Source organism: Pseudomonas kermanshahensis (assembly GCF_014269205.2).
In the GTDB taxonomy this organism is placed as follows: Bacteria; Pseudomonadota; Gammaproteobacteria; order Pseudomonadales; family Pseudomonadaceae; genus Aquipseudomonas; species Aquipseudomonas kermanshahensis.
Genome location: NZ_JABWRY020000001.1, coordinates 67,603 through 91,459, shown reverse-complemented (window position 1 = coordinate 91,459; position 23,857 = coordinate 67,603). Strand labels below are relative to the sequence as shown.

22 protein-coding genes, 6 tRNA genes and 3 rRNA genes are annotated in these 23,857 nt (G+C 57.6%); 8 read left to right on the top strand and 23 right to left on the bottom strand.

Annotation, left to right across the window (positions count from 1 at the left end; all coding sequences use genetic code 11):
- The 20 genes from rplL to tyrS all read right to left on the bottom strand — a co-directional run bounded on the left by rplL (position 1) and on the right by tyrS (position 14,393).
- Complete coding sequence (gene rplL / locus HU764_RS00445) at positions 1–366, bottom strand: 50S ribosomal protein L7/L12 (protein ID WP_007957596.1); 366 nt, start codon at positions 364–366, stop codon at positions 1–3.
- A gap of 78 nt (positions 367–444) precedes the next feature.
- A complete protein-coding gene (rplJ, locus tag HU764_RS00440; RefSeq protein ID WP_027595468.1) occupies positions 445–945 on the bottom strand; it encodes a 50S ribosomal protein L10 in 501 nt (166 codons plus the stop codon).
- A gap of 198 nt (positions 946–1,143) precedes the next feature.
- Positions 1,144–1,839, bottom strand: a complete 696-nt coding sequence (gene rplA, locus HU764_RS00435; RefSeq protein ID WP_027595467.1) for a 50S ribosomal protein L1 — start codon at positions 1,837–1,839, stop codon at positions 1,144–1,146.
- A complete protein-coding gene (rplK, locus tag HU764_RS00430) occupies positions 1,839–2,270 on the bottom strand; it encodes a 50S ribosomal protein L11 (RefSeq protein ID WP_027595466.1) in 432 nt (143 codons plus the stop codon). The genes rplA and rplK overlap by 1 nt, the downstream gene beginning before the upstream one ends.
- 119 nt (positions 2,271–2,389) lie before the next feature.
- The gene (gene nusG, locus HU764_RS00425; protein ID WP_003255501.1) at positions 2,390–2,923 is read right to left on the bottom strand and encodes a transcription termination/antitermination protein NusG; all 534 of its coding nucleotides are present in this window, start codon (positions 2,921–2,923) and stop codon (positions 2,390–2,392) included.
- A gap of 9 nt (positions 2,924–2,932) precedes the next feature.
- Positions 2,933–3,301: a preprotein translocase subunit SecE gene (secE, locus tag HU764_RS00420; protein WP_027595465.1), complete on the bottom strand. Its 369-nt coding sequence runs from the start codon at positions 3,299–3,301 to the stop codon at positions 2,933–2,935.
- A gap of 44 nt (positions 3,302–3,345) precedes the next feature.
- A tRNA-Trp gene (locus HU764_RS00415) sits at positions 3,346–3,421 on the bottom strand.
- 54 nt (positions 3,422–3,475) lie between these two features.
- Positions 3,476–4,669 carry an elongation factor Tu gene (tuf, locus tag HU764_RS00410; RefSeq protein WP_016484647.1) on the bottom strand — a complete coding sequence of 398 codons (1,194 nt, stop codon included), beginning with the start codon at positions 4,667–4,669 and terminating at the stop codon, positions 3,476–3,478.
- Between the two features lie 87 nt (positions 4,670–4,756).
- Positions 4,757–4,832: transfer RNA gene (locus HU764_RS00405), tRNA-Thr, on the bottom strand.
- Positions 4,833–4,861: 29 nt separating this feature from the next.
- Positions 4,862–4,935: transfer RNA gene (locus HU764_RS00400), tRNA-Gly, on the bottom strand.
- A gap of 24 nt (positions 4,936–4,959) precedes the next feature.
- A tRNA-Tyr gene (locus HU764_RS00395) sits at positions 4,960–5,043 on the bottom strand.
- A gap of 152 nt (positions 5,044–5,195) precedes the next feature.
- The gene (locus HU764_RS00390; RefSeq protein ID WP_099452742.1) at positions 5,196–5,621 is read right to left on the bottom strand and encodes a hypothetical protein; all 426 of its coding nucleotides are present in this window, start codon (positions 5,619–5,621) and stop codon (positions 5,196–5,198) included.
- A gap of 7 nt (positions 5,622–5,628) precedes the next feature.
- Positions 5,629–6,378, bottom strand: a complete 750-nt coding sequence (locus HU764_RS00385; protein ID WP_027595483.1) for a pantothenate kinase — start codon at positions 6,376–6,378, stop codon at positions 5,629–5,631.
- A complete protein-coding gene (gene birA, locus HU764_RS00380) occupies positions 6,368–7,327 on the bottom strand; it encodes a bifunctional biotin--[acetyl-CoA-carboxylase] ligase/biotin operon repressor BirA (RefSeq protein ID WP_186682783.1) in 960 nt (319 codons plus the stop codon). The genes HU764_RS00385 and birA overlap by 11 nt, the downstream gene beginning before the upstream one ends.
- Before the next feature lie 156 nt (positions 7,328–7,483).
- Positions 7,484–7,599 (bottom strand): 5S ribosomal RNA (rrf, locus tag HU764_RS00375).
- A 128-nt stretch (positions 7,600–7,727) separates the two neighbouring features.
- Positions 7,728–10,620, bottom strand: a 23S ribosomal RNA gene (locus HU764_RS00370).
- 229 nt (positions 10,621–10,849) lie between these two features.
- A tRNA-Ala gene (locus HU764_RS00365) sits at positions 10,850–10,925 on the bottom strand.
- 6 nt (positions 10,926–10,931) lie between these two features.
- Positions 10,932–11,008, bottom strand: a tRNA-Ile gene (locus HU764_RS00360).
- A gap of 77 nt (positions 11,009–11,085) precedes the next feature.
- A 16S ribosomal RNA gene (locus HU764_RS00355) occupies positions 11,086–12,622 on the bottom strand.
- Together the 16S, 23S and 5S rRNA genes with 2 tRNA genes alongside form the textbook arrangement of a ribosomal RNA operon.
- 571 nt (positions 12,623–13,193) lie before the next feature.
- The gene (gene tyrS / locus HU764_RS00350) at positions 13,194–14,393 is read right to left on the bottom strand and encodes a tyrosine--tRNA ligase (protein WP_027594419.1); all 1,200 of its coding nucleotides are present in this window, start codon (positions 14,391–14,393) and stop codon (positions 13,194–13,196) included.
- 217 nt (positions 14,394–14,610) lie between these two features.
- On the opposite strand from tyrS, the gene HU764_RS00345 reads away from it, so the two are divergent.
- Entirely contained in the window at positions 14,611–16,032 is a 1,422-nt protein-coding gene (locus HU764_RS00345; RefSeq protein ID WP_099428193.1) for a peptidoglycan DD-metalloendopeptidase family protein, read from the top strand.
- A gap of 3 nt (positions 16,033–16,035) precedes the next feature.
- Positions 16,036–17,127 (top strand): anhydro-N-acetylmuramic acid kinase, encoded by a 1,092-nt coding sequence (locus HU764_RS00340; protein WP_186681387.1) that lies wholly within the window; start codon positions 16,036–16,038, stop codon positions 17,125–17,127.
- A 58-nt stretch (positions 17,128–17,185) separates the two neighbouring features.
- Here HU764_RS00340 and erpA read toward each other — a convergent pair whose 3' ends face one another.
- On the bottom strand, positions 17,186–17,536 hold the full coding sequence (gene erpA, locus HU764_RS00335; RefSeq protein ID WP_099455778.1) for an iron-sulfur cluster insertion protein ErpA: 351 nt from the start codon (positions 17,534–17,536) through the stop codon (positions 17,186–17,188).
- Positions 17,537–17,682: 146 nt separating this feature from the next.
- A complete protein-coding gene (gene argC, locus HU764_RS00330; protein ID WP_008089527.1) occupies positions 17,683–18,717 on the bottom strand; it encodes an N-acetyl-gamma-glutamyl-phosphate reductase in 1,035 nt (344 codons plus the stop codon).
- A 142-nt stretch (positions 18,718–18,859) separates the two neighbouring features.
- Between argC and hemJ the strand changes: the two genes are divergently transcribed.
- From hemJ to HU764_RS00300, 6 genes are all read left to right on the top strand, one after another.
- A complete protein-coding gene (gene hemJ / locus HU764_RS00325; protein WP_186704016.1) occupies positions 18,860–19,285 on the top strand; it encodes a protoporphyrinogen oxidase HemJ in 426 nt (141 codons plus the stop codon).
- 26 nt (positions 19,286–19,311) lie between these two features.
- Positions 19,312–20,268, top strand: coding sequence for an NAD(P)H-dependent flavin oxidoreductase (locus HU764_RS00320; protein ID WP_186681383.1), 957 nt, complete (start codon positions 19,312–19,314; stop codon positions 20,266–20,268).
- 68 nt (positions 20,269–20,336) lie between these two features.
- A complete protein-coding gene (locus tag HU764_RS00315) occupies positions 20,337–21,119 on the top strand; it encodes an SDR family NAD(P)-dependent oxidoreductase (RefSeq protein WP_186681381.1) in 783 nt (260 codons plus the stop codon).
- A 64-nt stretch (positions 21,120–21,183) separates the two neighbouring features.
- Positions 21,184–21,522, top strand: coding sequence for a histidine triad nucleotide-binding protein (locus HU764_RS00310; RefSeq protein ID WP_027594412.1), 339 nt, complete (start codon positions 21,184–21,186; stop codon positions 21,520–21,522).
- Between the two features lie 65 nt (positions 21,523–21,587).
- Entirely contained in the window at positions 21,588–22,235 is a 648-nt protein-coding gene (gene coq7 / locus HU764_RS00305) for a 2-polyprenyl-3-methyl-6-methoxy-1,4-benzoquinone monooxygenase (protein WP_027594411.1), read from the top strand.
- A gap of 10 nt (positions 22,236–22,245) precedes the next feature.
- Complete coding sequence (locus HU764_RS00300; RefSeq protein ID WP_186704017.1) at positions 22,246–23,286, top strand: DUF2157 domain-containing protein; 1,041 nt, start codon at positions 22,246–22,248, stop codon at positions 23,284–23,286.
- A gap of 40 nt (positions 23,287–23,326) precedes the next feature.
- On the opposite strand, the gene HU764_RS00295 is transcribed toward HU764_RS00300, so the two are convergent.
- The gene (locus HU764_RS00295; RefSeq protein ID WP_027594409.1) at positions 23,327–23,749 is read right to left on the bottom strand and encodes an OsmC family protein; all 423 of its coding nucleotides are present in this window, start codon (positions 23,747–23,749) and stop codon (positions 23,327–23,329) included.
- Positions 23,750–23,857: the final 108 nt, after the last annotated feature.

The following is a 23,857-nucleotide window of genomic DNA, read 5'->3' as shown; positions in this document are numbered from 1 at the left end:
TTACTTCAGCTCGACTTTAGCGCCTGCTTCTTCCAGCTTCTTCTTAGCGTCTTCAGCGGCTTCTTTCGAAACGCCTTCAGCTACGACCTGAGGAGCGCCGTCGACTTTCTCTTTGGCTTCTTTCAGGCCCAGACCGGTCAGTTCACGAACGGCCTTGATCACGTTTACTTTCTTCTCGCCGGCTTCAACCAGAACAACGTTGAACTCGGTTTGCTCTTCAACAACGGCAGCAGCAGCAGCTGGGCCAGCAGCGGCAACAGCAGCGGTAACGCCGAAGGTTTCTTCCATAGCTTTGATCAGCTCAACAACTTCCAGAACGGTTTTCTGGCCGATTGCTTCGATGATTTGCTCGTTAGTCAGGGACATGACTTAAATCCTGTATTGGGGTGACAGCCTTCGCAGCCATCAAATTAAACAAATGATTTTGAAAGAGGTTACGCCGCCTTAGGCAGCAGCAGCTTCTTTCTGGTCGCGAACGGCCGCCAGAGTACGAGCCAGCTTGCTGGTGGCGCCTTGAATCACGCTCATCAGACGTGCGATAGCTTCGTCACGGGTCGGCAAGGTAGCCAGTACATCGATCTGGTTGGCGGCAATGAATTTGCCGTCAAACGCAGCTGCCTTGATCTCGAACTTGTCCTGACCCTTGGCGAACTCTTTGAACAGACGAGCAGCAGCGCCCGGGTGTTCGTTGGAGAAAGCGATCAGGGTCGGGCCAGTGAAGGCGTCGTTGAGGACACTGAATTCAGTATCGGCAACAGCGCGCTTGAGCAGGGTGTTACGTACGACACGTACGTAAACGCCAGCTTCACGAGCCTCTTTACGGAGTCCGGTCATTGCGCCTACAGTCACACCACGGGCATCAGCCACGACAGCGGACAGAGCGACTTTGGCAGCCTCGTTGACTTCAGCGACGATGGCCTTCTTGTCTTCGAGTTTAATTGCCACGGGTTTACTCCTGGTTTCTACCGTTTCATCTGGCCGAAGCCGGATGTCGTTTTGGTGTCTGATTCGATAACGAATCGGGAGCACCATCTGCGTAGGCTTGTGGTTTAAGGCTTGCGCCGCCTACGGTCTTGGATAGCCCCCGCCAGGCAGGGACCCCAATTTTTTGCTGGCGGCGCGACACGTCGCACCGCCATGGTCTTACGCGTTCAGCGAACCCTGGTCGATGACCAGGCCTGGGCCCATAGTGGTGCTCAGGGTAACGCGCTTGACGTAGATACCTTTCGAAGAAGCTGGCTTGATACGCTTCAGATCAGCGATCAGGGCTTCAACGTTTTCCTTCAGCTTGCCAGCTTCGAAGCCGACTTTGCCAACGGAGGTGTGAATGATACCGTTCTTGTCGGTACGGTAGCGAACCTGACCAGCCTTGGCGTTTTTGACAGCGCCGGCTACGTCTGGAGTCACAGTACCCACTTTCGGGTTAGGCATCAGGCCGCGAGGACCCAGAACCTGACCCAGCTGACCAACAACGCGCATGGCATCAGGCGATGCGATGACGACGTCATAGTTCAGGTCGCCGGCTTTCATTTCTGCAGCCAGATCGTCCATACCTACACGGTCAGCGCCGGCAGCCAGAGCGGCCTCAGCAGCTGGACCCTGGGTGAAGACGGCAACGCGTACGGTCTTGCCAGTGCCGTGTGGCAGCACAGTAGCGCTACGAACGACCTGGTCGGATTTACGCGGGTCAACGCCGAGGTTGACGGCAACGTCGAAGGATTCGCTGAACTTCACGGTGGACAGTTCGGCCAGCAGCACTGCTGCTTCTTCGAAGTTGTAAACTTTGCCAGCTTCGATTTTCGAAGCAATGGCCTTTTGGCGCTTGGTCAGCTTAGCCATTACACACCCTCCACGTTCAGGCCCATGCTGCGGGCAGAGCCAGCGATGGTGCGTACAGCAGCGTCCAGGTCAGCAGCGGTCAGATCAGCCTGTTTAGTCTTGGCGATCTCTTCGAGCTGAGCACGGGTCACGGTACCGACTTTAACGGTGTTCGGACGAGCCGAACCACTGGTCAGGCCAGCAGCTTTCTTCAGCAGAACCGAGGCAGGGGTGCTCTTGGTCTCGAAAGTGAAGCTACGGTCGCTGTAAACAGTGATGATCACAGGAGTCGGCAGGCCGGCTTCTTGACCCTGAGTACGGGCGTTGAAGGCCTTGCAGAATTCCATGATGTTCACACCGTGTTGGCCCAGTGCTGGACCAACGGGTGGGCTTGGGTTGGCCTGGCCGGCCTTAACTTGCAGCTTGATGTAAGCCTGAATCTTCTTAGCCATGAGCTACTCCAAAATCGGGTACAAACGCCAGATGGCTCCCCGGATGACTTGCGTTTTATCCCAGTGACGACAAAACCCCGCAGCACACAGGGCTGCGGGGTATGGGATGCTTCGTTCGCCTAGACCTTCTCGACCTGGCTGAACTCGAGCTCTACCGGAGTAGAGCGACCGAAAATGAGCACCGCCACCTGGAGGCGACTCTTTTCGTAGTTAACCTCTTCGACACTGCCATTGAAGTCAGCAAACGGGCCGTCAATGACACGAACCACTTCACCTGGCTCGAACAGCGTCTTCGGCTTCGGCTTGTCGCTGCCGTCGGCAACGCGACGCAGGATAGCCTCAGCTTCTTTATCAGTGATTGGCGCAGGCTTGTCTGCGGTACCACCAATAAAGCCCATCACACGAGGGGTATCCTTGACCAAGTGCCAAGTCCCTTCGTTCATCTCCATCTGGACCAGAACATAGCCAGGGAAGAATTTGCGCTCACTTTTGCGCTTTTGGCCGTTACGCATTTCAACGACTTCTTCGGTCGGAACCAGAATTTCGCCGAAACCGTCTTCCATGCCAGCCAGCTTGACGCGCTCGATCAGCGAGCGCATCACATGCTTCTCGTAACCCGAGTAAGCATGCACTACGTACCAACGCTTAGCCACGGGACACCCTTAGCCAACAATCAAGGAGACCGCCCAGCCGAGCAGGGAATCAAGACCCCACAACAGCAGCGCCATAACCAGAACTACAGCCACGACAATCAGCGTGGTCTGAGTGGTTTCTTGGCGGGTCGGCCACACGACTTTACGGATCTCGGTACGAGCTTCCTTCGCCAGCGCAAAGAACGACTTACCCTTCGCAGTCTGCAAGGCAACAAAGCCAGCAGCCGCAGCCAGGGCGAGCAGTGCGAGTACGCGATACAGGATTGGGGAGGCGGAGTAATACTGATTACCCACGACGCCAACAACCACCAAAGCAACTACAGCCAGCCACTTGAACAGATCAAAACGCGATTCTTGGGCTTCAGTTTTGGGAGTCATCGGGGAGGATCCTGTGAGAAGAAAGCCAATCACACCGAGGTGAATGGCAGGTCAGGAGGGAATCGAACCCCCAACCTACGGTTTTGGAGACCGTCGCTCTGCCAATTGAGCTACTGACCTGTAACGCTGTATCAGGCCGGCCATTATACCGGCCTGATCAAGTAAATCAACTACTTATTCAATAATTTTTGCTACGACGCCGGCGCCGACGGTACGACCGCCTTCACGGATAGCGAAGCGCAGACCGTCTTCCATTGCGATGGTCTTGATCAGAGTGACAGTCATCTGAATGTTGTCACCTGGCATTACCATTTCAACGCCTTCCGGCAGTTCGCAGTTACCGGTCACGTCAGTGGTACGGAAGTAGAACTGAGGACGGTAGCCTTTGAAGAACGGAGTGTGACGGCCGCCTTCTTCCTTCGACAGGACGTAGACTTCTGCGGTGAACTTGGTGTGCGGCTTGACCGAACCTGGCTTGACCAGAACCTGGCCACGCTCAACGTCGTCACGCTTGGTACCACGCAGCAGAACGCCGCAGTTCTCGCCAGCACGACCTTCGTCCAGCAGCTTGCGGAACATCTCAACACCGGTGCAGGTGGTGGTGGTGGTGTCACGCAGACCAACGATTTCCAGCGGATCTTGAACGCGGACGATACCACGCTCGATACGGCCGGTAACAACGGTACCACGACCCGAGATCGAGAATACGTCTTCGATTGGCATCAGGAACGGCTTGTCGATAGCACGCTCTGGCTCTGGGATGTAGCTGTCCAGAGTTTCAACCAGCTTCTTGACAGCGCTGGTGCCCATTTCGTTGTCGTCTTTGCCTTCCAGCGCCATACGAGCCGAACCGATGATGATCGGGGTGTCGTCGCCTGGGAAGTCGTAGGTGGACAGCAGGTCGCGAACTTCCATCTCGACCAGCTCCAGCAGCTCAGCGTCGTCTACCAGGTCAGCCTTGTTCAGGAAGACCACGATGTACGGAACGCCAACCTGACGGGACAGCAGGATGTGCTCACGGGTTTGTGGCATCGGACCATCGGCGGCCGAGCAAACCAGGATCGCGCCGTCCATCTGGGCAGCACCGGTGATCATGTTCTTCACGTAGTCAGCGTGACCTGGGCAGTCGACGTGAGCGTAGTGACGAATGTTCGAGTTGTACTCGACGTGAGCGGTGTTGATGGTGATACCGCGCGCTTTTTCTTCCGGAGCCGAGTCGATCTTGTCGAACTCAACGACTGCCGAACCGAAAACTTCGGAGCAGACGCGAGTCAGAGCTGCGGTCAGAGTGGTTTTACCATGGTCAACGTGGCCGATAGTGCCAACGTTCACGTGTGGTAGGGAACGATCAAACTTTTCCTTAGCCATCGATACAATCCTCCGCAGAAGAAATAGTCTTACGCTGATAAAGCTGATAAAACAAAGGCAGATATTTTCATATCTGCCTTGTTTATATGGAGCTCTTGAGCGGACTTGAACCGCTGACCTCACCCTTACCAAGGGTGTGCTCTACCAACTGAGCTACAAGAGCGAAACACTTTGCGCAAAATCCAGCAAACTTGGAGCGGGTAGCGGGAATCGAACCCGCATCATCAGCTTGGAAGGCTGAGGTTCTACCACTAAACTATACCCGCGGAGCTTGCGGCTCTCGCTAAAACTGGTGGAGGGAGAAGGATTCGAACCTTCGAAGCTCTCGCAACGGATTTACAGTCCGTCCCCTTTGACCGCTCGGGAATCCCTCCAGATGTGGCCGGCATTCTATTTGTCTGCCGCCCTAGTGTCAAGCGTTTTTTCAAATTTTTTCAATCAAATCTGAAACTTAGCTGCTTTGACACCGCTTCCAGCTCTACCACCTCAGTGGTGTTCCCTGTGAAGCGGGCGCCATTCTATCAAGCTATTCGCCAGTTGCAATACCCTGGCAGAAAATAATTTTATGTTTTAAGTCTTTGAAATCGTTGGAAAGAGCGACGAGTACTGTTTGGTCCAGCAAACGCTCGCTTTCCGGGGAAATCTTGAGCCAGAGACCATCAGCACCCGGTAACTGACCCAGCACCGGCAACGCATTGATATCCAGGCTCAACAGCCGCTGGCGCAGTGCATCGAGCTGCTCTTTTGCCGCCAGGCCACCTACTACCAGGCATTCATCACGACGACGGGCCGGCGCGGATACACCGGTTTCACGCAACAGGCGAATTTCTTGCTGACTACCTTTGTACAACGACAGCGGGGCGACATCCTTGGCCTTGAGCGGGGCTTCCTGTTGGTGCCAGACGTAATAGAAGACGTTGAGCACCAGCAACAGCAGAAACAACCAACGCATAAGCACCTCAGTCCAGTGGGCAGGCCATTGCCAGGCCAACGAATACCAGGTCAGGGACTACGCGCGCCGTCGGTGCCGCTTCACGCACCAACGGCGCATCCCCACCGGTAAGGAACACCGTAAAATTCTCCCCCCACAGCGCCCGCGCCTGCTCAAGCTGAGTGTGAGCAAAGCCCTGCAGCATCAACACACAGCCACGCTCCACAGCCTCGACCGTCGAGCGGCCAGGGGCAAGGCTTGTCAGTGCGCGTACTGCCGAAGCATCGTCATAGCGGATACGCCGTGTATGCGTACGCAGCTGGCTGCGCATGAGCGGCATGCCCGGGCAGATGTAACCGCCCAAGTGCTCGCCATCGGCGGCAATGAAATCGGATTTGGCGGCGGTGCCAAGATCAATCACCAGGCAAGCCCCTTTGGCCAGGTGGAATGCACCCAATGCCGCAAGCCAACGATCCATGCCCAGGCGCTGGTAGTCTTCATAACCATTACGCACCCCTGCCATTTGCTGTGCAGGTTCGGCAACGCGCGCCACTACCGAGAACGCCTGACGGATCAGTGCGCAGAGCGCCGCAGTTTCTTCTTCGCTGCGCACACTGACGATACGGCAGCCAGACAAACGCAACGACGCCAACGCACTGACCTCGGCAACCAATGCCTGGTCGGAATCGACAATACCGCCGCCCACGATCGTAGCGTCGGCGGCGTGAATCACCCGCCATTTAATGAAGCTGTTACCGCAATCGAGCTCAAGAATCATCACGCAACCTCAAACTGAGCTCACCACCACTGAAGCTCTTTTCTACACCTTCGACCTCAAGGCGCAAACCGCCCTGCCCGTCCACCCCCAGCACCACCCCATCAATGCGAGTACTGCCGGCAACAAGCGATACATTACGCCCCTGCCATAGATGCGCCTGCTCCCATTCTTCCTGGAAAGCAGCAAAACCATAGCGGCGGTGACGCGCCAATTCATGCTGCAACTGTTGACTGAGCTTCGCCACCAGACGGTTGCGATCAATAGCGGTGCCTACCTCACGCCGCATCGAGGTCCACTCCTGGTCGACCTGGTCATTGGCTTGCATGTTCACATTGATACCTATTCCAAGCACAACGTGACACACGTCTGCAGGATCACCGACCAACTCAAGCAAGATACCGGTGATCTTCTGCCCACGAACAAGCACATCATTGGGCCATTTCAGCCCCACATCCTTTACTCCAAAGCCCTGCAGGGTCCGCATCACTGCCAACCCCACCACCAGGCTCAGCCCTTCGAGCTGACGCATGCCACCTTCGACACGCAGGACGAGACTGTAATAGAGGTTTTCTGCGAACGGACTGACCCATTGTCGACCGCGGCGGCCACGCCCAGCGCTCTGGCGCTCGGCAAGGACCAGGAATGGCGCCGGCTGACCTTCGCTAGCAAGCCGAAGCCCTTCAGCATTGGTTGAATCGATGGTTTCGTGGATGAAAACAGGCCACTGCTCACCCTCGGCGAACTCATTGATCGCTTGTGATTCGAGCAGGGCGAGAGGTGCCGCCAACTGGTAGCCACGCCCACGAACCTTGTGAATGGTGAGGTTCAGCTCAGTCTCCAGGTGCTGCAGCTGCTTCCAAACGGCGCTGCGACTCACCCCGAGGGCTGCCCCCAAGGCTTCTCCGGAATGGAACCGGCCATCCTTGAGGAGATTCAACAACTTCAGCATGCCAGTCTCGACTTGGAATAAGGCTGGCATGATAGCTATGGGTAGGGGGCTTGCATAGGAAAAGGGCTGCCCGGAAAGACCGCAGGAAGGACTATTTTCGATCGGAAAAGACAAAACCCCTACCTGCTCGCGCAGATAGGGGTTTTGCGAAATGAATCTTGACGATGACCTACTCTCACATGGGGAAACCCCACACTACCATCGGCGATGCATCGTTTCACTACTGAGTTCGGGATGGGATCAGGTGGTTCCAATGCTCTATGGTCGTCAAGAAATTCTGTAGCCAGAATGTCCAGATGGACAGCCCAGCGAATTCGGATATGCGATTTTGTGGTTACGAACTTTCGGTTGTTTCGTCTTCACCACCGCAATTCGCGCTAGCAAATTGCTTGGGTGTTATATGGTCAAGCCTCACGGGCAATTAGTATTGGTTAGCTCAACGCCTCACAGCGCTTACACACCCAACCTATCAACGTCGTAGTCTTCGACGGCCCTTTAGGGGATTCAAGATCCCAGTGAGATCTCATCTTGAGGCAAGTTTCCCGCTTAGATGCTTTCAGCGGTTATCTCTTCCGAACATAGCTACCCGGCAATGCCACTGGCGTGACAACCGGAACACCAGAGGTTCGTCCACTCCGGTCCTCTCGTACTAGGAGCAGCCCCTCTCAAATCTCAAACGTCCACGGCAGATAGGGACCGAACTGTCTCACGACGTTCTAAACCCAGCTCGCGTACCACTTTAAATGGCGAACAGCCATACCCTTGGGACCGGCTTCAGCCCCAGGATGTGATGAGCCGACATCGAGGTGCCAAACACCGCCGTCGATATGAACTCTTGGGCGGTATCAGCCTGTTATCCCCGGAGTACCTTTTATCCGTTGAGCGATGGCCCTTCCATACAGAACCACCGGATCACTAAGACCTACTTTCGTACCTGCTCGACGTGTTTGTCTCGCAGTCAAGCGCGCTTTTGCCTTTATACTCTACGACCGATTTCCGACCGGTCTGAGCGCACCTTCGTACTCCTCCGTTACTCTTTGGGAGGAGACCGCCCCAGTCAAACTACCCACCATACACTGTCCTCGATCCGGATAACGGACCTGAGTTAGAACCTCAAAGTTGCCAGGGTGGTATTTCAAGGATGGCTCCATGAGAACTGGCGTCCCCACTTCAAAGCCTCCCACCTATCCTACACAAGCAAATTCAAAGTCCAGTGCAAAGCTATAGTAAAGGTTCACGGGGTCTTTCCGTCTAGCCGCGGATACACTGCATCTTCACAGCGATTTCAATTTCACTGAGTCTCGGGTGGAGACAGCGCCGCCATCGTTACGCCATTCGTGCAGGTCGGAACTTACCCGACAAGGAATTTCGCTACCTTAGGACCGTTATAGTTACGGCCGCCGTTTACCGGGGCTTCGATCAAGAGCTTCGCTTGCGCTAACCCCATCAATTAACCTTCCGGCACCGGGCAGGCGTCACACCCTATACGTCCACTTTCGTGTTTGCAGAGTGCTGTGTTTTTAATAAACAGTCGCAGCGGCCTGGTATCTTCGACCGGCATGGGCTTACGGAGCAAGTCCTTAACCCTCGCCGGCGCACCTTCTCCCGAAGTTACGGTGCCATTTTGCCTAGTTCCTTCACCCGAGTTCTCTCAAGCGCCTTGGTATTCTCTACCTAACCACCTGTGTCGGTTTGGGGTACGGTTCCCAGTTATCTGAAGCTTAGGAGCTTTTCTTGGAAGCATGGCATCAACCACTTCGTCGCCTAAAGGCAACTCGTCATCAGCTCTCGGCCTTGAGATCCCGGATTTGCCTAAGATCTCAGCCTACCACCTTAAACTTGGACAACCAACGCCAAGCTGGCCTAGCCTTCTCCGTCCCTCCATCGCAATAACTGGAAGTACAGGAATATTAACCTGTTTTCCATCGACTACGCTTTTCAGCCTCGCCTTAGGGACCGACTAACCCTGCGTCGATTAACGTTGCGCAGGAAACCTTGGTCTTTCGGCGTGGGAGTTTTTCACTCCCATTGTCGTTACTCATGTCAGCATTCGCACTTCTGATACCTCCAGCAAGCTTCTCAACTCACCTTCACAGGCTTACAGAACGCTCCTCTACCGCATCACCAAAAGGTGATACCCGTAGCTTCGGTGCATGGTTTGAGCCCCGTTACATCTTCCGCGCAGGCCGACTCGACTAGTGAGCTATTACGCTTTCTTTAAAGGGTGGCTGCTTCTAAGCCAACCTCCTAGCTGTCTAAGCCTTCCCACATCGTTTCCCACTTAACCATGACTTTGGGACCTTAGCTGACGGTCTGGGTTGTTTCCCTTTTCACGACGGACGTTAGCACCCGCCGTGTGTCTCCCATGCTCGGCACTTGTAGGTATTCGGAGTTTGCATCGGTTTGGTAAGTCGGGATGACCCCCTAGCCGAAACAGTGCTCTACCCCCTACAGTGATACATGAGGCGCTACCTAAATAGCTTTCGAGGAGAACCAGCTATCTCCGAGCTTGATTAGCCTTTCACTCCGATCCACAGGTCATCCGCTAACTTTTCAACGGTAGTCGGTTCGGTCCTCCAGTCAGTGTTACCTAACCTTCAACCTGCCCATGGATAGATCGCCCGGTTTCGGGTCTATACCCAGCGACTAAACGCCCTATTAAGACTCGCTTTCGCTACGCCTCCCCTATTCGGTTAAGCTCGCCACTGAATATAAGTCGCTGACCCATTATACAAAAGGTACGCAGTCACCTAACAAAGTAGGCTCCCACTGCTTGTACGCATACGGTTTCAGGATCTATTTCACTCCCCTCTCCGGGGTTCTTTTCGCCTTTCCCTCACGGTACTAGTTCACTATCGGTCAGTCAGTAGTATTTAGCCTTGGAGGATGGTCCCCCCATATTCAGACAAAGTTTCTCGTGCTCCGTCCTACTCGATTTCATTGATAAGAGATTTTCGTGTACGGGGCTATCACCCACTATGGCCGCACTTTCCAGAGCGTTCCACTAATCTCAAACCAACTTAAGGGCTGGTCCCCGTTCGCTCGCCACTACTAAGGGAATCTCGGTTGATTTCTTTTCCTCAGGGTACTTAGATGTTTCAGTTCCCCTGGTTCGCCTCTTGCACCTATGTATTCAGTACAAGATACTCAGCTTATGCTGAGTGGGTTCCCCCATTCAGAGATCTCTGGATCACAGTCTGTTTGCCGACTCCCCAAAGCTTATCGCAGGCTACCACGTCTTTCATCGCCTCTGACTGCCAAGGCATCCACCGTATGCGCTTCTTCACTTGACCATATAACCCCAAGCAATCTGGTTATACTGTGAAGACGACATTCGCCGAAAATTCGTTTTGCTCTTTCGAGCCCACAAATTTTACCTTAGCCTGATCCACTACCAGTGAAAGTAGTGTTCAGTCTATTTCTATCACATATCCGAATTTTTAAAGGACGATCTGACAAAAGCCAGAAATCAACATTCGAGGCGAATGCTCATTTCTGAGTTTGATCAAAGTACTGCAAGAGTGGTGGAGCCAAGCGGGATCGAACCGCTGACCTCCTGCGTGCAAGGCAGGCGCTCTCCCAGCTGAGCTATGGCCCCAAATACTGGTAGGTCTGGGCAGATTTGAACTGCCGACCTCACCCTTATCAGGGGTGCGCTCTAACCAACTGAGCTACAGACCTATATAGGGTCTTGATCGTCTTCGACAATGAATCAAGCAATTCGTGTGGGAGCTCATCAGCAGGCTGATGTCGTCGATTAAGGAGGTGATCCAGCCGCAGGTTCCCCTACGGCTACCTTGTTACGACTTCACCCCAGTCATGAATCACACCGTGGTAACCGTCCTCCCGAAGGTTAGACTAGCTACTTCTGGTGCAACCCACTCCCATGGTGTGACGGGCGGTGTGTACAAGGCCCGGGAACGTATTCACCGCGACATTCTGATTCGCGATTACTAGCGATTCCGACTTCACGCAGTCGAGTTGCAGACTGCGATCCGGACTACGATCGGTTTTGTGAGATTAGCTCCACCTCGCGGCTTGGCAACCCTCTGTACCGACCATTGTAGCACGTGTGTAGCCCAGGCCGTAAGGGCCATGATGACTTGACGTCATCCCCACCTTCCTCCGGTTTGTCACCGGCAGTCTCCTTAGAGTGCCCACCATAACGTGCTGGTAACTAAGGACAAGGGTTGCGCTCGTTACGGGACTTAACCCAACATCTCACGACACGAGCTGACGACAGCCATGCAGCACCTGTGTCAGAGTTCCCGAAGGCACCAATCCATCTCTGGAAAGTTCTCTGCATGTCAAGGCCTGGTAAGGTTCTTCGCGTTGCTTCGAATTAAACCACATGCTCCACCGCTTGTGCGGGCCCCCGTCAATTCATTTGAGTTTTAACCTTGCGGCCGTACTCCCCAGGCGGTCAACTTAATGCGTTAGCTGCGCCACTAAAATCTCAAGGATTCCAACGGCTAGTTGACATCGTTTACGGCGTGGACTACCAGGGTATCTAATCCTGTTTGCTCCCCACGCTTTCGCACCTCAGTGTCAGTATCAGTCCAGGTGGTCGCCTTCGCCACTGGTGTTCCTTCCTATATCTACGCATTTCACCGCTACACAGGAAATTCCACCACCCTCTACCGTACTCTAGCTTGCCAGTTTTGGATGCAGTTCCCAGGTTGAGCCCGGGGCTTTCACATCCAACTTAACAAACCACCTACGCGCGCTTTACGCCCAGTAATTCCGATTAACGCTTGCACCCTCTGTATTACCGCGGCTGCTGGCACAGAGTTAGCCGGTGCTTATTCTGTCGGTAACGTCAAAACAGCAAGGTATTCGCTTACTGCCCTTCCTCCCAACTTAAAGTGCTTTACAATCCGAAGACCTTCTTCACACACGCGGCATGGCTGGATCAGGCTTTCGCCCATTGTCCAATATTCCCCACTGCTGCCTCCCGTAGGAGTCTGGACCGTGTCTCAGTTCCAGTGTGACTGATCATCCTCTCAGACCAGTTACGGATCGTCGCCTTGGTGAGCCATTACCTCACCAACTAGCTAATCCGACCTAGGCTCATCTGATAGCGCAAGGCCCGAAGGTCCCCTGCTTTCTCCCGTAGGACGTATGCGGTATTAGCGTTCCTTTCGAAACGTTGTCCCCCACTACCAGGCAGATTCCTAGGCATTACTCACCCGTCCGCCGCTGAATCGAAGAGCAAGCTCTTCTCATCCGCTCGACTTGCATGTGTTAGGCCTGCCGCCAGCGTTCAATCTGAGCCATGATCAAACTCTTCAGTTCAATACTGCTTGGGTTTTTAAGAAACCCTAAACTTGGCTCAGCAATCTCAAATGACTATGTGATTTCTCGCATGGTCACTTGTGACGCTGATAATCTTTGTGACTATCAGTCCGTACTCACAAGCACCCACACGAATTGCTTGATTCAATTTGTTAAAGAGCGTTTGGTTAAGAGCTTTTCACCTCAACCGAGGCGAGCATTCTACGCTTTCCTCATTTGCTGTCAAGCGTTTATTTTGAAGTTTTTCGCGAGAAACTCGTTTAGCTTCAAACACTTGACTCGCTGCGATCTCTCGTAGCGGGAGGCGAATCATACAGCGTTTAGAAACGCTGTCAACCACCTTTTCAACCGCTCACGATCTTTCGATCGAAGCCCTTACAACACTGCCTGAATCGATTAACTCGTTGATACTTAAGGAGTTTCTCGTTCCAATCACGCTGGAAGTGGGGCGCATTATAAGGGGATTCGAAACCCCGTCAACCTTTAATTTCACGAAACCTTAATATCGCTAAAAACAAAGCGGGGAGGCCTGTCGGCCTCCCCGCTTCTATATAGCTACACCTACTAACGATCACTCGGCCTTTAGAGTGACCCGGGCAAACGCCTTCTTACCGGCCTGGCACACGTGGGTGGCGCCCAGTGCAAATACGAAGTCGCGATCGACCACCGCTCCATCTACCTTAACAGCACCGCCATTAAGCAGATCCCGCGCCATCGCCGAGTTCTTCACCAACCCTGCCCGGTTCAGCACGGCAGCGATCGGCAGGTCTTCAGCCGCAGCAACTTCGATCTCTGGCAAGTCTTCTGGCAACTCGCCTTCCTTCATTCGGTTGCCCGCCGCACGGTGAGCATTGGCAGCAGCCTCTTCACCATGGAAGCGCGCCACGATCTCTTCCGCCAGCTTGATCTTGATGTCGCGCGGGTTCGCGCCATTGGCAACATCAGCACGGAACTGCTCGATCTCTTCCATCGAGCGGAAGCTCAGCAGCTCGAAGTAACGCCACATCAACGTGTCCGGGATCGACACCAGCTTGCTGTACATCACCCCTGGCGCTTCCTGGATACCCACATAGTTGCCCAGCGACTTGGACATCTTCTTCACGCCGTCCAGCCCTTCGAGCAGCGGCATGGTCACGATGTTCTGCGCTTCCTGGCCATAGGCACGCTGCAGCTCACGCCCCATCAGCAGGTTGAACTTCTGGTCGGTACCGCCCAGTTCCACGTCAGCTTTCAGTGCCACCGAGTCATAGCCCTGCACCAGCGGGTAGAGGAACTCATGGATGGCGATCGGCTGATTGGTGGTGTAACGCTTGTCGAAGTCATCCCGCTCAAGCATGCGCGCAACGGTGTACTGCGATGCCAGGCGAATGAAGTCAGCTGGCGTCAGCGTGTCCATCCAGGTGGAGTTGAACGCAACCTCGGTCTTGGCCGGGTCGAGAATCTTGAACACCTGCTGTTTATAGGTCTCGGCGTTATCCAGTACCTGCTCGCGGGTCAGCGGCGGGCGCGTGGCGCTCTTGCCGCTCGGATCACCGATCATCCCGGTGAAATCACCAATCAGGAAGATGACCTGATGCCCCAGCTCCTGGAACTGGCGCAGCTTGTTGATCAGCACCGTGTGCCCAAGGTGCAGGTCAGGCGCAGTAGGGTCGAAGCCTGCCTTGATGCGCAGAGGTTGGCCGCGCTTGAGCTTCTCCACCAGTTCCGACTCGACCAATACTTCTTCCGCACCGCGCTTGATAAGCGCCAGCTGCTCTTCAACCGACTTCATAGACAGACCCGCAAGGCTCAGATTCAAGGGGAGCCAACCATACAAGATCGGCCATCAAATACAAGTTTCGCAACGGAATGTGACCTGACCGCAGGCTTGCGGCGTCTACGCGCCCTTGCGTGAAAATGGATTTGGTTATATTTTATACAGTTATTTCATCTTCATCATGTCATTCATCTTTTCCATATTCACTTTTCTTCAAAAAGTCACCTTACCTATGACCAACGAACCGCCTAAAGCGCCCCCGCTTTATCCGAAAAGCCATCTGTTGGCCGCCAGCGGCATCGCCGCCCTGCTCAGCCTGGCACTGCTGGTATTTCCCTCCAGCGAAGTCGAAGCCAAGAAAACCACCCTCAACCTCGAACTGGAAAGCCCGGTCGAGCAACTGAAAGAAGAATCCAAGGCCGCGCCGCTGGTGCAGGCTGACGCTGAGCAAAGCTCGCCGTTCGCCCAGATCGAAGAGGCCGATTCGGCCACCGAGAAAGCCGAACAGGAAAAGCCTGCAGCAGCACCGGTAGCCGAGGCCGCCAAGCAGCCCGGCCACCGCGAAGTCACCGTAGCGCGTGGCGACACCCTCTCCACCCTGTTCGCCAAGGTCGGCTTGCCAGCCAGCGCGGTCCATGAGGTGCTGGCCAGCAACAAGCAGGCGAAGCAGTTCAGCCAGCTCAAGCACGGCCAGGTGCTGCAGTTCGAGCTCGACAAGGACGGCCAGCTGACCAACCTGCACAGCAAGGTCAGCAACCTTGAAACCATTCGCCTGACCAAAAACGCCAAGGGCTACACCTTCAACCGCGAAATCAGCAAGCCCGTGGTCCGCACGGCCTATGCCCATGGCGTGATCAAGAGCTCGTTGTCGGCCTCCGCCCAACGCGCCGGCCTTTCCCACAGCATGACCATGGACATGGCTCGCGTCCTTGGCTACGACATCGACTTCGCCCAGGACATCCGCCCGGGCGACGAATTCGACGTGGTGTACGAGCAGAAAGTCATGGATGGCAAGGTGGTGGGCACCGGCAACATCCTCTCTGCGCGCTTCACCAACCGCGGCAAAACCTACACTGCGGTGCGTTACACCAACAAACAAGGCAATACCAGCTACTACACCGCCGATGGCAACAGCCTGCGCAAAGCCTTCATCCGTACCCCGGTGGACTTCGCCCGCATCAGCTCACGCTTCTCCGCTGGCCGCAAACACCCGATTCTGAACAAGATCCGCGCCCACAAAGGCGTCGACTATGCCGCCCCCCGCGGCACACCGATCAAGGCAGCGGGTGATGGTCGTATCGAACTGGCCGGGCGCCGTGGCGGCTACGGCAATACCGTGATCATCCAGCACGGCAACCGCTACAAGACCCTTTACGGCCACATGCAAGGCTTTGCCAAAGGCATCAAGACCGGCGGCTCGGTCAAGCAGGGCCAGATCATCGGCTACATCGGCACCACCGGCCTCTCCACAGGCCCGCACCTGCATTACGAGTTCCAGGTCAACGGCGTTCACGTTGACCCGCTGAGCCAGAAAGTGCCGATGTCCGACCCGATCGCCAAGGCCGAACGCCAACGCTTCCTGCAGCAGAGCCAGCCACTGATCGCCCGCATGGATCAGGAAAAGGCCACCATGCTCGCAGCGAACAAGCGCTAAGCCATGGCGCTTTATCTGGGGGTCATGTCCGGTACCAGCTTAGATGGCCTGGACATCGCCTTGATCGAACAGCGCGAGCAGCCTCAACTGCTCGCCACTCACTACATCCCCATGCCTACCGACCTTCGCCAGGACTTGCTGAGCCTTTGCGCCAGCGGCCCTGACGAGATTGCCCGCGCTGCATTGGCCGAGAACCGCTGGGCCAGCCTGGCAGCCGAAGGCATCGGCCACCTGCTCGCGAGCCAGGGCTTGCAAGCCAACGCTGTCCGCGCCATCGGCAGCCATGGCCAGACAATCCGCCATGAACCCGCCCGCGGCTTCACGGTGCAAATTGGCAACCCGGCGCTGCTTGCCGAGCTTACCCAGATCAGCGTGATCGGCGATTTCCGACGCCGCGATGTAGCCGCTGGCGGGCAAGGGGCTCCGCTCGTTCCGGCCTTTCACGAAACGCTCTTCGGCCACCTGGGCAAACGGCTCGCCGTGCTTAATGTCGGCGGCTTCAGCAACCTCAGCCTGATTGCCAACGACACGCCGGTGCATGGTTTCGACTGTGGGCCGGGCAACGTGCTGCTGGACGCCTGGATCGAGCACTCGCGCGGCCAGCATTACGATGCTGACGGCGCCTGGGCGGCGAGTGGCGTAGTGATCGAGGACCTGCTTGCGGCGCTGTTGCGCGACCCGTTCTTTGCAGGCGCCGGCCCCAAGAGCACAGGCCGCGAAGTGTTCAACCTGGCGTGGCTGCACAGCCACCTGAGCCAGCTGCCGCCCTATCGTGCCGAGGATGTGCAGGCGACCCTGCTGGAGCTGACCGCGCGCAGCATCATCGAATCACTGTGCACTGCGCAGCAAGGCACTGAGGCACTGCTGGTGTGCGGTGGCGGGGCCCGCAACGGCACACTGATGCGCCGGCTTGCCCAACTGTTGCCAGGTGCCCAGGTGGGCAGCACGGCAGCGCATGGCGTCGACCCGGACTGGGTAGAGGCCATGGCCTTTGCCTGGCTTGCCCATTGCTGCCTGGAAGGCATTCCAGCTAACCGCCCCAGCGTGACAGCGGCCCGTGGGCTGCGCGTGCTTGGCGCCATCTACCCCGCTTAACACCCCGCCAGAATGCAAAACGCCGCGCAAATGCGCGGCGTTTTCGTACAGCCCGTGATCAGATCGAGAACGAAGAACCACAGCCGCAGGTGGTGGCGGCGTTCGGGTTCTTGATGACGAAGCGCGAGCCTTCCAGGCCTTCCTGATAGTCCACTTCGGCACCTGCCAGGTACTGGAAGCTCATCGGGTCGACCACCAGCGACACGCCTTCACGCTCGACGATGGTGTCATCTTCGGCCACATCTTCATCGAAGGTGAAACCATACTGGAAGCCCGAGCAGCCACCGCCGGTCACGAACACACGCAACTTCAGACGCTCATTGCCTTCCTCGTTGACCAGGGTCTTCACCTTTTGGGCTGCCCCTTGGGTGAATTCCAGACCGGTAGGGGTGAAGGTTTCGACGCTCATGCTGATTCTCCCGGCGCAGTTGCCGCCATAAAACTCGATGACGCGCATTATCCGCTTCTCCGAGAAAAATGGTCAAGAATTGTGCGGCTTTAGTCGCGCCCACAAAAAGGCCCGCACACGGCGGGCCTCTGTGCCAGCTTACCCTGTTAGGGGAGCAGGCCCGCGTGGGACAGGCCCATACGCTCATCCAGCCCGAACAGGATATTCAGGTTCTGCACCGCCTGGCCCGACGCGCCCTTGACCAGGTTGTCGATCACCGACAGCACCACCACCAGATCACCGCCCTGCGGACGATGCACAGCGATACGGCAGACGTTCGCACCGCGCACGCTGCGGGTTTCTGGGTGGCTGCCAGCGGGCATCACATCGACGAACGGTTCATCGGCATAACGCTTCTCGAACAGCGCCTGCAGATCGACCGACGTATCTGCCACGGTGGCGTATAGGGTGGCGTGAATACCCCGGATCATGGGCGTGAGGTGCGGCACGAAGGTCAGGCCAATATCCTTGCCCGCCGCCAGGCGCAAGCCCTGGCTGATTTCAGGCAGGTGGCGATGGCCCTTGACCGCATAGGCTTTCATGCTCTCGCCAGCCTCACAGAACAGCGAGCCCACTGCAGCGCCACGCCCGGCACCACTGACACCCGACTTGCAGTCGGCAATCAGGCGCGACGGGTCGGCCAGGCCGGCCTCCAGCAGTGGCAAGAAGCCCAGCTGGGTGGCCGTCGGGTAGCAGCCCGGGACCGCAATCAGGCGTGCCTGGCGGATTTTTTCGCGGTTGACTTCAGGCAGGCCATAGACGGCGTCCTTGAGCAGTTCTGGCGCACCATGAGGCTGGCCGTACCACTTGCCCCACTCGGTGGCATCCTGCAGACGGAAGTCGGCAGACAGGTCGATCACTTTGGTGCCGGCCGCCAGCAGTTCACCTGCCAGGGCGTGGGCGACACCATGGGGCGTTGCGAAAAACACCACGTCGCACGCCGCCAGGGCTTTGCTGTCCGGCACGCTGAACGCCAGGCCGTCATAGTGGCCGCGCAGGTTCGGGTACATGTCAGCTACCGCCACGCCCGCCTCGGAGCGCGAAGTGATGACCGCCACTTCGGCCTGTGGATGCTGCGCCAGCAGACGCAACAGTTCGACGCCGGTGTAACCCGTGCCGCCGACGATACCGACCTTGATCATAACGCTTGCCCCTTATCAACGAGCCCACTGGAAAGCGCACGATAATAGGGGCGCAAGCCGCCTGTAACAACTCTTCGGGTGACCCTTCGGGCGCTTGACCACTACTATCTGACGACCGTGAAAACCTGAAGGAACTCCCTCAATGCTTTACCTATGGATCAAAGCGCTGCATATCGTCAGCGTGGTCTGCTGGTTCGCCGGCCTGTTCTACCTGCCCCGGCTGTTCGTCTACCACGCCCAGAGCCAGGACAGCATCAGCCAGGACCGCTTCGTGACCATGGAGCGCAAGCTGTACCGCGGCATCATGAACCCGGCCATGATCGCCACCTATGTGTTCGGCGCCTGGATGCTCTACCTGACCCCGGGCTGGCTGAGCCAAGGCTGGCTGCACGCCAAGCTCACCCTGGTCATCCTGCTGACCGGCTACCATCACATGTGCGGCGCGCAGCGCAAACGCTTCGCCAGCGGCACCAATACCCGCAGCCACGTCTACTACCGCTGGTTCAACGAAGTCCCGGTGCTGTTCCTGCTGGGTATCGTATTTCTCGTGGTGGTCAAACCGTTCTGACGGTAACCCCCTACAGGAGCCTTGCCATGTCATTGCCCGCCTCGCTCGAACAACGCCTGCGCCTGCCCGTGGTGGCAGCGCCGATGTTCCTGATTTCCAACCCGAGCCTGGTTCTGGCCTGCTGCGCCAGTGGCGTGGTGGGCAGCTTCCCGGCGCTGAACCAGCGCGACAGTGCCGGGTTCAAGGCTTGGCTAGAAGAGATCGAGGCAGGCCTGGCACAGTTGCAAGCACCGGCCCCCTATGCGGTGAACCTGATCGTGCACCCGACCAACCCGCGCTTGCAGGCCGACCTGGCCCTGTGTGTAGCGCACAAGGTACCCATCGTCATCACCAGCCTGGGCGCGGTCAAGGAAGTGGTCGATGCCGTGCACAGCTACGGCGGCCTGGTGTTCCATGATGTCACCACCCGCCGCCATGCCGAGAAAGCCGCCGACGCCGGCGTCGATGGCTTGATCGCCGTCGCGGCGGGTGCCGGCGGCCATGCCGGCACCTGGAGCCCATTCGCCCTGGTGGCCGAAATCCGGCAGTTCTTCGACAAGACCCTGCTGTTGGCGGGCTGCATCAACCATGGCCATGAAATTCTCGCAGCACAACTGCTCGGTGCGGACCTGGCATACATGGGCACCCGCTTCATTGCCACCGCGCAAAGCCAGGCGCAGGATGCCTACAAGCAGATGCTGCTCGATGCCCATGCCGTGGATATCGTCCACACCCCGGCGGTCTCCGGTGTGCCGGCGAGCTTCCTGCGACCGAGCCTGGAGCAGGCGGGCTATGACATGAACGCACTCAAGAGTGGCCACGAACTGGGCAAGCTCAAGCCGATCGACGACGAAGCCAAGGCCTGGAAAACCGTATGGTCGGCAGGCCAGGGAGTGGGCGATATCCATGACCTGCCGGACGCCCGTGTGCTGATCGAACGCCTGCAAAGCGAGTACCGGGAAGCCCTGGATCGCTGCCAGGGTATTCGCGCTCAGGCCTTGTAGCAAAAGGCAACACCTTGCCCAGCCAAGCTGTACACTAGGCGCCCTCTTCAGCCCCCAGGAGCCTTTGCATGACCCGTTACGCCATGATCACTGGTGCTTCCAGCGGCCTGGGCCTGGCCCTGGCGGAAGCGCTGGCACGGCGCGGGCGCAATCTGATCCTGGTGGCACGTCAGCGCGAAACGGTGGAGCCGGTGGCCATCGAGCTGACCCAACGCTTCGGTGTCGAGGTGTTGTTCCGCGCCTGTGACCTCAGCCAGCCGCTTCGCCTTTCGGGCTTTGTGCTAGAGCTGGAAGAAGGTGAGCGGCGAATCGACCTGCTGGTCAACTGCGCGGGGCTGCGCACCTACGGGCCGTTCCTGGCCCACGAGTGGGCCGACGAGCAGGACCTGCTGGAGGTCAATATCCTGGCCATGAGCCGCCTCTGCCATGCCATCGGCAACCTGATGGCTGTACAGGGCGGCGGGCAGATCCTCAATGTCGCAGGCCTGGCCGGCGTCGCACCGGGCCCCTGGATGGCGGCCTACGCGGCCAGCAAAGCTTATGTGTTGAGTTTCTCCCAAGCATTGCGCGAGGAGCTCAAACGCACCGGCATCAAGGTCTCGGTACTCTGCCCTGGCCCGGTACGCTCTTCGCGCCGGTGCATTCCGCGGCTCGAGGGCAGCACGCGCTGCCTCAGCCCCGAGGAAGTGGCGCTGTACACCGTGCGGGCGCTGGACAAAAACCGGACGCTGATCACCCCCGGCCGACGCAATCGCTGGCTGGCGTTCGCGCCACGCCTGCTACCGCGCTGGCTGGTGCGCAAGCTCGCCGGGGTAATCCATCGCCGTTACTGCCCGGTCGGAATGGAATAGCCACTGGGCGAGCGGCGCCCGGCTGAGTACACTCGGCCCGGACCCTCACCATGGAGCAAGTGCTGTGGACGATTTATTCACCAGGATCATCAACCGGGAAATCCCGGCGAAGATCATTTACGAGGACGACCAGGTTCTGGCGTTCCACGATATCGCCCCCCAGGCGCCCGTGCATTTTCTGGTCATCCCGAAAAAGCACATCCGCACCCTCAACGATTTGACCGAAGAGGATAAAGGCCTGGCCGGCCACATCCTGTTCACTGCTCAGCGCCTGGCCAAGGAACTGGGTTGCGATGACGGCTTCCGCGTGGTCATGAACTGCAACGAGCAAGGTGGGCAGACCGTCTACCACATCCATATGCACGTGCTTGGCCAACGCCAGATGCACTGGCCACCGGGCTGATCCAGGGCAAGCGACCCTGGCGCTATTGCGGTAAACTGTCGGGCACACTCTTGCGGAGGTGCCCGATGGCTACCGAACGTCACTACTCGCCGCTCGACCGCTTGTTGCTGCAGGCCGATACCGCCATGCGCACCTTGCTGCCCTTCAGCGGCCAACCGTCCCGCCCATCCCCGGCCATCGTCCAGCCGGATGCCGACTTGGACGACGCCCAGAGCCGCCACATTGCCGGCCTCATGCGCATCAACCATACCGGCGAAGTCTGCGCCCAGGCGCTGTACCAAGGCCAGGCCCTGACCGCCAAGCTGCCCCAGGTGCGCAAAGCCATGGAGCACGCCGCCGAGGAAGAAATCGACCACCTGGCCTGGTGTGAACAGCGCATTCGTCAGCTGAACAGCCACCCGAGCGTGCTCAACCCGTTGTTCTACGGCATGTCGTTTGGCATTGGCGCCCTCGCCGGCCTGGTCAGCGACAAGGTCAGCCTGGGCTTCGTAGCGGCCACCGAGCATCAGGTGTGCAAACACCTGGACGAACACCTGGAGCAAATCCCGCACGAGGACGAAAAGTCCCGCGCGATCCTCGAGCAGATGCGCATCGATGAAGAGCAGCACGCCGAATCTGCCCTCGAAGCGGGCGGCTATCGCTTCCCTGCCCCTGTGCGTTTCGGCATGAGCCTGCTGGCCAAGGTCATGACCAAAAGCACGTACCGCATCTGAAGGCTCCCCCATGACGGAACGTTTCAGCGCCAAGGACCTGGCGCGTGCCGTGCAAGCCGGCATCCTTCAGCCGGGCCAAGACAAGGCCCTGCTGCAGTTTCTGCGCCAGCAACCGGCAACACGTGGCAGTTTTCAGCTGGCGCACGTCGCCTTCTATTTCGGCGCCTTGCTCATCATGGGCGCCATGGGCTGGCTGCTGACCGAAGCCTGGATGTCGATCGGCGACTGGGCACTGCTGGCCATTGCCACCGTGTACATCGTCCTGCTAACCCTGTTTGCCCTTAATGTGCAGCGGCGCGCCCAGTCGATTGCCGCCGGTGTACTGGCGGCGGTCGCGGTCAGCATCGTGCCGCTGGCGGTATTCGCCATCGAACGCCTGGTAGGCTGGTGGCCGATGGATGACAGGCAAACCGCCTATCACCAGTACTACACCTATGTGCAGGGTGGCTGGCTGATGATGGAAGCAGCAACGGTTATTGCCGGGTTGCTCATGCTAAGGCTGATCCCCTTCCCGTTCATCATGATGCCCATTGCCATGGCGCTGTGGTTCATGTCGATGGACCTCAGCGAATGGTTCTATGGCTCGCCGTTCAGCTGGGAACAACGACGCGAAGTGTCGCTGTGGTTCGGCTTGGGCATGCTGCTGGTGTTTCTGGTGGTGGACGGCCGCACGCGTGAGGACTACGCCCACTGGGGGTATCTGGCTGGGCTTGCGGCGTTCTGGGGCGGGTTGACCCTGGTGGACAGCGGTAGCGAATTGGGCAAGGCCCTCTACTGCCTGATCAATATCGGCCTGATGGGCATCGCCGTGCTGTTACGCAGGCCGGTGTTCATGGTGTTCGGGGCATTGGGCGTGGCGGCTTACCTGGGCTACCTGTCGTACGAGGTATTCGCCGAATCGCTGCTGTTCCCGGTGGTGGTGACGGTGATTGGGCTGGGGGTTATCTGGCTGGGTCTGATTTACCAGAAGCGGCGGGAGCGGTTGAGCCAGGTATTCAGAAACGGTTTACCGCAATGGTTGCGAATGGCCCTTCCGGCATTACGTGACTGAAGATAGCAGGGGCCGCTTCGCAGCCCCAACAATCCAGCACTTAACCCAGCTCTACAATCTCGTAACCGTGGGTAATCTCGACACCTGCACGCTCCAGCATGATCGAAGCCGAGCAGTACTTCTCCGCCGACAGTTCCACTGCGCGTTTGACCTGGGCCTCTTTCAAGCCACGGCCCTTGACCACGAAGTTCATGTGGATCTTGGTGAACACCTTCGGGTCTTCACTGGCGCGCTCAGCTTCCAGGAACGCCTCGCAGCTTTCCACGGCCTGGCGCGACTTCTTCAAGATGCTCACTACATCGAAACTGCTGCAACCACCCAGGCCCAGCAGCAGCATTTCCATCGGGCGCACGCCCAGGTTTCGGCCACCGGCCTCGGGTGGGCCGTCCATCACGACGACATGCCCGCTCCCCGACTCGCCGAGGAACATCGCGTCACCGGCCCACTGGATACGTGCCTTCATCTACCCGGACTCCTAATTTTCGGAAAAGGGTGTCAGCTTAGACCTTGTGTGGCTGTCGGAAAAGCTCGAGACGTGTCGGTTTAGTACCGAAACATTCTGTAGTGTCTG